Consider the following 8,317-nt stretch of genomic DNA (forward strand, 5'->3'; position numbering starts at 1 on the left):
ATAGTGGATCAACTGAAAAAATGGAGCGTTTTTTTTCTTTTCCCGCCGATTCCACTTTTTTTTGTTTGGATTCCAACGTTTTCTTTTTTTCTATCCAAGATTTCCTTCGCCCGTCCAGCACGCGATCGCCTCCGCCACGGAAGAAACGATCGTCCCGGCTCGCTCCTGCACGGCCGCCGGCGCAAAGTCGAACGAAAAACTGTTTTCGATGCCCTCGATCATGGGCAGATCGTTGAAGTTGTCGCCAATGCAGGCAACATCCTCTTCCGCGATCCCCAACGCGGCCGCGACGGCTTTGATGCCGGTCGCTTTGGAGCAGCCCGCCGCCACGATGTCGATAAAGGTCCCGTTTTGAAAAAAGCTGCATGGCTGCTCGAGGCGTGCGAGCCGCCCGCACATCGCACGGGCGGCCGCCTCGCTTGAAAGCTCCATGGAAATTTGCAAAACCGGTTCCTGCACTTGTTGGGCCGAATGGATCGTTTCCACGTTTTGTCCAACGTTTTGGGCGGCCCAGCATGCGGGGTTTTGCACAAAAAACCGGGTCTTTCCGACGATGACTACGTTTTCAAGTCCCATGCGTTCCTCGATTTCCTCCAACACGGCCAAAGGCACCGTGCGCTCTTCCAAAACGTGTTCAGGATCGGTCGCGAACGAGGCGCCCGAGGAAGCGATAATAAAATCAAACTTCAGCGCCTCGCTTTGCAGGCTCCATAAATTACGCAGCGGCCGTCCTGAACACAAGCCAAACATGTTGCCTTGTTTTTGAAAGGCGCGAATCGCTTCCAGGTCTTCTTGCTTGTACCCGTCCTCAAAGTGAAGCGTTCCGTCATAGTCACTTGCCAACAATTTCATACTCATCCTCTTTTCTACGTCTTTATTTTCGCATAAAGGATCGTTTTCTGTGTTCTTTTTTCGTCCTTCTTCGCAAAAACAAAAACGGCAAGTTGGTTTTGCCGTTTTGTTTTTCTTCTTTTTGGATTTATTTAACCGCTTCGCCGGTTTCGTCGATGATCTCGACCATTTCAGCCTTTTCCGGATAGATCGTCTTGAAATCGTTTTTCATGCTGATCGTGTTAAAGCCGTCTTTTTTCGCCATATCCGCGACTTTCTGGGCTTTTTCCGTATTGCCATGATCCCGTTCGGTGTCATCGCACAAAAGCAGGAACGCTTCCGCCGGGTATTCGTTGTCCGTAATCGTGTAAATCGCCATGCTTTCATCGCCGGAGCTGTTTCCAAACGCCAGTACCGGCTGGATGCCGATTTCCCGGGCGATCGCCGTGACCTTGTTTGTCTTCAAGTTCTTTTTGATCAGCTCTTCGCCGCGGACAAGCTCGTCGTCTTTCGTATAGCCGTAGAACTCGCCGTCCTCGTCGCCTTCTTTGGATGCTTCGATCATCGTATCCGAAGCGATCACGTGGTTGGCCGGAATGCCTAGTTCTTTTGTGACGGCGGCACGCGTCGTCAGCCGGTCCGCGCCGGAAACGATGTAAACCTGGAAGTCATTGTCTTGCAGGAAGTCCACGACGTTGCGCATCGGCATGTAGAACGATTCGCCATACGTCAGACCGTCTTGTCCGTTGACAGGCAGATCCATAAAATCCTGCACGTATTTTTCATAATCATCAAGCGTCATGTCCTTGTACACTTCCGCCTGGTATTCAGAGAACTGCGCGTCGATCTCGTCCGTCACTTTCCCGTCGTATACAGCCGGTTCCGCCACGTCCGTCACGAACTCTTTGATTTTTTCCGGTGCTTTGTACGTTGGATCGTCCAGGACGCGGTGGAAGAACATCATCCATTCAAAATAGTATGGATTCGTTTCTGAAAGCAGGGTTCCATCCATGTCGAATACGGCGATCCGGTTTTCTTCCGGAATATAGTCTTCGGATTTCGGATCCGTTGCGTTTTTCACGAAATTGATCAGTTTTTGTTTGACTTTCGAATCTTTCGTCCAGTATTCAAAATCATTTTCTACAAAAGTCGGCTTTTGCGTTTCCGACGTTTGCTCTTTTTTCTCTTCTGCGTAAACGCTTGTAAAAGCTGGCGCATAGACGCCAAAGGCCATCGTTGTGGCGATCATTCCGCTTAAAAACCTGTGATACATATTTCTTTTCTCTCCTTAGCGAACCACAATCAAGAAAGCAGGCCTGTGTTCTTTACATTTGTCTGGTTCTTTTAAAACACCATCAGTATAGCGCTTTCATTAACGGGCGGTTAATTAAATGCTCAAAAATTTTTTTCATTTATTCGCGTGGATTTCTGAAAAGAAAATGCAAAAAAAAGACCTAGCAACGTCCTATTTTCGCAGGCGCGAAGCCAACTATCGTCGGCGCAGAAGAGCTTGACTTCTGTGTTCGGTACGAGAACAGGTATTTCCTCTTCGCTATCATCACTAAATCTGTAACTATCTTACCCTATAGAAAAGAGAAACGCAACAAAAAAGATGATTTTTTATCCAACCATCTTTTTTGTCTTCAAAGTTGCCAAAAACGCCACGGCGCCCTCGATATCCAGCAGGTTTTCCAAAATGTACTCGATTCGAATCGGCTCCGGCAGCAGCGCGCGATACTTCGTCTTTTCCAAAAACGCTTCGACCCGCTCGGGTTCGCGTTCGAAAAAAGCGGTAAAATCCGCTTTCGTCCAGGAAACAGCCTGGCATTTTTCGATTTCCTTCCGTAAATCGAAGTGGCGGCTGGTCAGCGAGATCGCGGAACTCCATTCGCTGCTACGTACGCATTCCGTCTGGCTGACAATCGAAAGCATGAGTGCAAGCGTGTGGTTGATCTTCGTGCCCCGAAACGTTTGCAGCCGCACATTCCCCTGTTCGTCTTCCGCAAACGTCGCCGTCGTACGGTTTTGGATGGCTTGACGCAAAACCGGGTAGTCCGGATAGTCGTATGGCCGTTCCATGATCGCTTTCATTTCCTGCCGAATGGCGTCCGAAACGACGACGCCCGGAATGCCAAGCTTGAGCGTGCGGCCATCCTGGGCGGGCACCACGTCGACCCGCTTCTTTTTCGCGTCCATACGCATCACTTCCCACGCCTTTCCCGCCACCACGATCAGGCTGCCGCGCTTCATCCATGGCGGCGGCACGACTTCCGCCAGCTTTTCGTCGCCCGCGTAAATGCCAAACGCCTCGTCTTCCTCGAACAACGAAAAAAACGATCCTTTTTCCATGAGCGTTTCCAGCGCGCGCCCCGCGATGACGTCCGGTCCGCATATTTCGATCATTTCCTGCTTACGCAAAAAGCGGAAAATCTGCGTTTTTTCGTCGTCCTTCACCCACCGCCAAGCCTGCATCGAATGGTTCAGCTGCCGGAACTCGTCCAGCGGAATGCTGCCTCTTTGCAAAACGAGCGACAGTACCTGGTGGGCGAACACGTTGTATGGCTTGCGCACGAGCAGCACCGAATCCAGTTGTCCGCGCTTGAGCAGCGACAGCGCCGCGTAGCCTTGCAAAAACAGCCAGGGCTCGCTTGAAATCAGGACGAGTCTGGACGGGGTGTGTCGTCGTCCGCTTCGGCCCACGCGCTGCGCCAGCGAGGAAACACTCATGGGCGCGTCGTATTGCACAACCTCGTCGACGGCCCCAATGTCGATGCCAAGTTCCAACGTGCTCGTACAACAAATCGTAAACGGCTTGCCTTCCTCTTTCGCGAACACTTCCGCGCTTCGCTTCAGCGCCTTGCTCAAATTCGAATAATGGGCGAAATAGTCGATGGGCAGCCGGTCTTCGACGCCCCATTTTCGCAAGCGAAGCGCGAAATCCTCCACCGTGTGTCTGGAATTGGCGAACACCAGCAGCGACCGCGTCCGGGAACGTTCGTACACCTTTTGGGCCACCCGATCAAAATCCCGCTTGTAGTCGCCGGTGGGCGGTACGAAGTCGAGCGTGTACTCCAGTTCCTTTTGCGTTCGATCCACCAGGACAAGCGTTTCCCGCCGGTTGAAGAAAAACGATTTGACAAACGTCCGATCCGTTTCTCCCAGCGTGGCGGACATGGCCACATAGCGGGGCTCGTTGTCCATCGCCTGCTGGAGGCGTTCGAGCAGCGAGCGCAGCTGGTAGCCACGGTCGTTGCCGATAAAGCTGTGGATCTCGTCGACAAGCACCCACTCCACCTTGGAAAACAGGCGCGAAACGAATTCGGGATGGATCGTCAAAATGGCTTCGATCGACTCGGGCGTTATGAGCAAAATCCCGCGCGGTTCTTTGACGAGTCGTTTTTTCCGGGTGGCTGACACGTCTTTATGCCACTGAAAAACGGGAATGTCCAGCGTCTGACACAAGGCGCTCAGGCGTTTGAACTGGTCGTTGATGAGCGCGACCAGAGGCGACACGTACACGATGCGGATGCCGGTTTGAAATTTTTCGACGGCGTCAATGGCTGGCAAAAAGGCGGCTTCTGTCTTGCCGGACGCGGTTGGCGCCGCCAGCACGAGATTGGCGGTTGTTTGCTTGGCGTAGCGAATCGCGCCTTCCTGGATCTTTGTCAGCGCGGGCCAGCCTTGCTCGTAAATGTATTCCCGGATCGGCCGGGAAAGCATGGCATAGGCGTCCATTAAAACACCTCGAGCGAGTCGTCGTGATCATCCGCGTCCCTGGTGACCGGCCGGCCGCCAAACTTGGATTCAAGCAAGCTGTCAAACGAGCGCTCCGGATTTTGGCGTTTCAAATCCAAAAGCTCCAGAAAATCCTTGATGACCGCGCGGGGCGTCAAAAACTCGTCGGCGCCCGGCCGGTTGAGTTGTTCTTCCATATAGCGGCGCAGCTGCTCGTAGGAAACGGAAACATCGCAATGGTAGCGCGCTTTGTAGACTGCCAGCAAGTGCTCCAGCAGCGTGTAGATTTCCTCGGGTGTCAACGGTTTGAGCGCCAGGACGGTGCGGTTCGTGTTGACCAGCCCGGTTTCCTTTTGTTCCGCGCCGAGCCGGCCGGCCAGCGCCCGATAGCTTGAAAGCCCCCGGTAGGAATCGTATATCGTTTTTCGCGTCGCGCCAAAGTTTAAAAACAAATGCTGGACGCGTCCTGTCTTGCATTCGTTGTACATGTTCAAAATCATTTCATAATTGCTTGCCCGCGTCTGGCTTCTTGGCAGCTTGTACACATTGACGAGCTCGTCAAAGTTGACGACAAGGCCGGCGTATCCGATTTTTACCACGAGCTCGTCGAACGTTTTCAAAGCGTCGAACCAGTTCGTGTCGTTGATGATCGTTCCAATGCCCAGCGTTTTTTTTCGCCTCGGTTTTCGTGTCGGTTTCCGCCCGCAGCCAGCGCAGCGCCTGGATTTTCTGCTCGCGATCCTCGTTGAGCATGCCTTGGGCGTAGGCGGCCACCGCCTTGCCGAAGTCGTACGCCATCAGCGGTACTTTGAACGTGTCGAACGTCCGCTCGATTGCCTGCAAAATCTCAAACACGAGCGGTCCGTTTTCCGGTTCCCACTCTTCGCGCAACCGCGTGATCCATTTTTGCAACACGATTTCCAGACAGGAACGATCCTGGCACGTCTTGATGTGCAAGTTGTTCATGATCTCCCGATACAGCGCCCGGGCCTTTCCGTTGGATGCGTAAAACGCGCGCGTTGGACTTAAGTCTACCGTGGATACCACAAAATCCTTTTCGAGCGCGAACGTGTCGATCGTTTGGAGCATGAAGCTTTTGCCGCTGCCAAAGTCCCCGACCCAAAAGCGGATGTCGCTGGCGCCGTCTTTGACGCGTTCGAGCGTGGAAAGAATTTCGTCCACTTCCTGCCTTCGGCCGACGAGAAGATGACGGATGCCGCGGCTGGGCACGACGCCCCCTTCCAGCGACGCAATGATTTGATGCGCTTCTTTGGGATTGATATTTAACATGGCAAAGCCTCCTTTACAAGATCTTCATAATACGGGTCGATTTTGAGTTCTCCATCTTCCTCCATCAAAATCGCGTCGTTGACGATTGAAAAATACGCCTCGTTGACGGCGTCGATCAGCGCTTGCGGGAACGTGTTTTGCTGGCGGGCGATGTCTTCGAGCGCCTCCATCGAAAGCGGTCCTTGCAAGAGCCGGAGCACGAGATTTTGCTCGTTCCATGAAGGGGTGTCGTCCTTTTCCGGTGCCAAGGCCGGTTCCTTTTCTTCGATTGGCTCCTCGGGCAAAAACGCCTCGATTTTGCGAATCGTGTCTTCCAAATCTTCCTTTGAGCGGACGAGCTGGTCGGGATCGAGCTGGATTTGTTTTCGAAGCGGCTGGCGCAAAGCGAGCAGGGCGTCGTAGGTCGAAAGCGACAACGGCCGCTCGAGCAAACGGGCAAAGTCCGCGAACCGGCCCGGGGCCAAAAGCGCTTTGACTTGTTTTTGAAGGGCGGGTGTGGACTTTCTTTGGATAAGCAGAAAAAGCGCCAAAAGCTGAAGGGGGACGTCCTGTTTGAGCATTTCTTTTAGCAGCCGTTCGAAATCCGGCTCGTTTTTTTGGCGTTCGAGCCACGCGACCCGGCCGGCCGGATCGGCGCGGCGCACCTTTTCGAGCACGAACGGCCACGAAGGCGCGTGGTCGGCTTGCAGGCAGACGATCAGCTCGTCAATGTCCTTGTCGTCCACAAGCTCGTTTTGCGCGGCCAGCGTCTGCTCGAAAATTTGGATTCCCTTTTTTAAAAAGCGTTTTTTCAACGCTTCCAGCTCCTTGTCCTCGGCGAGCGGCTTGGTCGCTGCCGAAGGCGGAAGCTGGCGGCGGACGACATTTTCGCCGACCTTTAAGAGCTGGCGCAAAAAGTTTTTGAACGCGTAGCTTCGCTTCTGTCGGTGAATCTCTCCGTTTATAAGCGGTTCCAGACGATTGCGGATCGCGCTGCGCTTTGGAAAAACACCCTCGTTGTCCAGCAGCGCATGAATGAGCGTCAAATACACTTTCACGATGAGCTTGGCGGTAGGCGGATACTTGAACAATGTCGAATTGCGATACGGCGTCATATCCAAAAGCATCGCTTCCTGCCACGTCACGATTTCCTGCGCCCGCAGCTGTCCGTCGCGGTCCCACCATACCGGGATCCACCCGGATTCCAGCATCGCGTAGCGTTCGATGGACGCCGCGTCCGGTTGGGGAAGCGCGTGTTCTTGCGTAAGCAGAAAATGATACATTTCCCGTTGCAGCGTGACGCCGTACAATTTTTCGATGCGCATATACGAGTAGCTGTCCAGAGAAATGCGATAGTGCCGGTTTTCATAGCGGTGAAGCGCGTGGTCAAAGCTTAAAAGCGCGAATTCGATCCAGGTCGCGTTGGCGCACGCTTCCCTATTGATTTTCGATTCAAGCCAGGCGCATAAGGCGAGATAGAGAGTTTTCGCCCCTTCCCGGACTTGCGGATTGGAATCCATCCATACGTAATTCGGGTCGATTTTGGCAAGAAACTCGTTTTCCTCTTGAAGCTTAGAATCCGGAGCCGGCTTCTCCTGTATTTTCTCCTTGGCTTCGGGATGAATCGGGGATGGTGAAATGTTTGTGACATCAATCATAAATTCATTGTAGAGCGAAACGGGGAAAAAGAATAACGAGGTGAACGAAACGGTAGAAAAAGAAGCTAAAACCTTTGCTTATGTAAAAAGTGACAGTCAAAACTATAAAAAACTTGACGTATCCGTTCTATAACGTTAAGCTTAGCTTAAATCAAAATAAAAAATATAATAAGTAAAGCATTATATTTACTGCATAAGGAGAAAATATCCATGTTTCAATCGCAATGGGAATGGACACCACAAAATCTCCAGGCACAATTATTTGAATTGAGCTGGATCGGGGAAAACTATTTTCGAACACTGGTCTTATGTTTCGTGGTTATTGGGATGCTTTGGGTCAATGCGACTCCAGGAGGAACCGGAGTAACCGGAACTATTGGAATTTGTATTTTCATTCCCTTCTATATTTTCTTCATTGTCAAATCGTGGTTCGATTTTGGCAAGCAGGCGAACATGGCGGACGCACAGCTGAGTCCGGAACAAAAGATGGCTTTCTATCAGCTTGATGAACATGGATTTGAAATGACGGCCCAAACCGAAAAGGGCGCGGCAAAGCAGATGTTTTCGTGGCCCGAGATCGTCGGCTACCGTATGTCCCGGAATTACGTATTGCTGATGGTGAAAAACTCCGGTTTACAAATCGTTCCGTTTTATATTGGCAGTTTTGACGCGAAAAAGAAACACGCGTTAAAGCAGTTTTTAGAAGCGCACCATGTCGATCGAAAAAGCCGGTTTCGTATGATGCGTGTTCTTATGCAGATGAATCAGGAAAGACAACTATATAGGAAGTCAAGTATAAAATTATGAAATAGTTTGAAATATTA

Annotated in this window: 7 protein-coding genes and 1 rRNA gene; 1 reads left to right on the top strand and 7 read right to left on the bottom strand. The window is 51.9% G+C overall.

Going from position 1 to position 8,317, the window contains the following annotated elements:
• Positions 1-90: 90 nt before the first annotated feature.
• The 7 genes from E5336_RS10760 to E5336_RS10785 form a co-directional block, all read right to left on the bottom strand.
• Positions 91-852 (bottom strand): HAD family hydrolase, encoded by a 762-nt coding sequence (locus E5336_RS10760; RefSeq protein WP_168353650.1) that lies wholly within the window; start codon positions 850-852, stop codon positions 91-93.
• 127 nt (positions 853-979) lie between these two features.
• Positions 980-2,104: an HAD family hydrolase gene (locus E5336_RS10765; RefSeq protein ID WP_135981107.1), complete on the bottom strand. Its 1,125-nt coding sequence runs from the start codon at positions 2,102-2,104 to the stop codon at positions 980-982.
• A gap of 179 nt (positions 2,105-2,283) precedes the next feature.
• Positions 2,284-2,397 (bottom strand): 5S ribosomal RNA (gene rrf / locus E5336_RS10770).
• A gap of 54 nt (positions 2,398-2,451) precedes the next feature.
• On the bottom strand, positions 2,452-4,566 hold the full coding sequence (locus tag E5336_RS10775) for a DEAD/DEAH box helicase (RefSeq protein ID WP_135981108.1): 2,115 nt from the start codon (positions 4,564-4,566) through the stop codon (positions 2,452-2,454).
• Complete coding sequence (locus tag E5336_RS12630; RefSeq protein ID WP_370868806.1) at positions 4,566-5,165, bottom strand: BREX system ATP-binding domain-containing protein; 600 nt, start codon at positions 5,163-5,165, stop codon at positions 4,566-4,568. The genes E5336_RS10775 and E5336_RS12630 overlap by 1 nt, the downstream gene beginning before the upstream one ends.
• A complete protein-coding gene (locus tag E5336_RS12635; RefSeq protein ID WP_277820854.1) occupies positions 5,125-5,856 on the bottom strand; it encodes a BREX system ATP-binding domain-containing protein in 732 nt (243 codons plus the stop codon). The genes E5336_RS12630 and E5336_RS12635 overlap by 41 nt, the downstream gene beginning before the upstream one ends.
• Entirely contained in the window at positions 5,850-7,493 is a 1,644-nt protein-coding gene (locus tag E5336_RS10785; protein ID WP_135981109.1) for a tellurite resistance TerB C-terminal domain-containing protein, read from the bottom strand. Before E5336_RS10785 ends, E5336_RS12635 begins: the two co-directional genes overlap by 7 nt.
• 210 nt (positions 7,494-7,703) lie before the next feature.
• Between E5336_RS10785 and E5336_RS10790 the strand changes: the two genes are divergently transcribed.
• Positions 7,704-8,300, top strand: a complete 597-nt coding sequence (locus tag E5336_RS10790) for a YcxB family protein (protein ID WP_135981110.1) — start codon at positions 7,704-7,706, stop codon at positions 8,298-8,300.
• Positions 8,301-8,317: the final 17 nt, after the last annotated feature.

Origin of the sequence: Dubosiella muris (assembly GCF_004793885.1) — a bacterium.
Classification (GTDB): Bacteria; Bacillota_I; Bacilli_A; order Erysipelotrichales; family Erysipelotrichaceae; genus Dubosiella; species Dubosiella muris.